The organism is Micromonospora sp. DT31 (assembly GCF_049841795.1).
Lineage (GTDB): Bacteria > Actinomycetota > Actinomycetes > Mycobacteriales > Micromonosporaceae > Micromonospora.
Genome location: NZ_JBNCKZ010000052.1, coordinates 1 through 1443, shown reverse-complemented (window position 1 = coordinate 1443; position 1443 = coordinate 1). Strand labels below are relative to the sequence as shown.

Annotated in this window: 1 protein-coding gene; it reads left to right on the top strand. The window is 66.5% G+C overall.

Annotation, left to right across the window (positions count from 1 at the left end):
• Nucleotides 1–16: 16 nt before the first annotated feature.
• Nucleotides 17–1441, top strand: coding sequence for a type I glutamate--ammonia ligase (gene glnA, locus ACLQ2X_RS28320; protein WP_425684126.1), 1425 nt, complete (start codon nucleotides 17–19; stop codon nucleotides 1439–1441).
• Nucleotides 1442–1443: the final 2 nt, after the last annotated feature.

Sequence of the window (1443 nt, the reverse complement as noted above, 5' to 3'; positions counted from 1 at the left end):
CCTGCCAGGAGGACGTGTGTTCGCCAATTCCGAGGAACTCCTGCGATACCTCGCCAACGAGGACGTCAAGTTCGTCGACGTACGTTTCTGTGACCTGCCCGGCGTGATGCAGCACTTCAACCTGCCGGTCGAGTCGTTCGACGACAGCGTGTTCAGCGACGGTCTCGCCTTCGACGGGTCGTCGATCCGCGGGTTCCAGTCGATCCACGAGTCGGACATGCTCCTGCTCCCGGACGTGGCCACCGCGTTCATCGACCCGTTCCGGGCGCAGAAGACCCTCGCGCTGAACTTCTTCGTCCACGACCCGTTCACCCGCGAGGCCTACTCCCGCGACCCCCGCAACGTCGCCAAGAAGGCCGAGGCCTACCTCGCCGCGAGCGGGATCGCCGACACCGCGTACTTCGGGCCGGAGGCGGAGTTCTACATCTTCGACTCCATCCGCCACGAGACGTCGGCCAACCAGGCCTTCTACTACATCGACTCGATCGAGGGCGCCTGGAACACCGGACGCGAGGAAGAGGGCGGCAACCGGGGTTACAAGACCGCCTACAAGGGCGGCTACTTCCCCGTCCCGCCGGTCGACCACTACGCCGACCTGCGTGACTCGATCGTGCGGCGCCTGATCGACACCGGCTTCACCGTCGAGCGCTCGCACCACGAGGTCGGCACGGCCGGCCAGGCGGAGATCAACTACAAGTTCTCCACGCTGCTGCACGCCGGTGACCAGCTCCAACTGTTCAAGTACATCGTGAAGAACGAGGCGTGGGCCAACGGCAAGACGGCCACGTTCATGCCCAAGCCGCTGTTCGGCGACAACGGCTCCGGCATGCACACCCACCAGAGCCTCTGGCGCGGCGGCGAACCCCTGTTCTACGACGAGACCGGCTACGCCGGCCTGTCCGACACCGCCCGCTGGTACATCGGCGGCCTCCTGCACCACGCCCCCTCCCTGCTCGCCTTCACCAACCCCACGGTGAACTCCTACCGCCGCCTCGTACCCGGCTTCGAAGCACCCGTCAACCTCGTCTACTCCCAGCGCAACCGCTCCGCCTGCACCCGCATCCCGGTCACCGGCAGCAACCCCAAGGCCAAGCGCGTCGAATTCCGCGTCCCCGACCCCTCGGCCAACGTCTACCTCGCCTTCTCCGCCATGCTCATGGCCGGCCTCGACGGCATCAAGAACAAGACCGAACCCCCCGCCCCCATCGACAAGGACCTCTACGACCTCCCCCCGGAGGAGTGGGGCGACGTCAAGCAGGTCCCCGGCTCCCTGCCCGAGGTGCTCGACGCGTTGGAGGCCGACCACGACTACCTGCTCGACGGTGGCGTGTTCACCCCCGACCTGATCTCCACCTGGGTCGACTGGAAGCGGTCCAACGAGGTCGACCCGGTGCGCCTGCGGCCGACCCCGCACGAGTTCGCCATGTACTACGACTGCTGAAC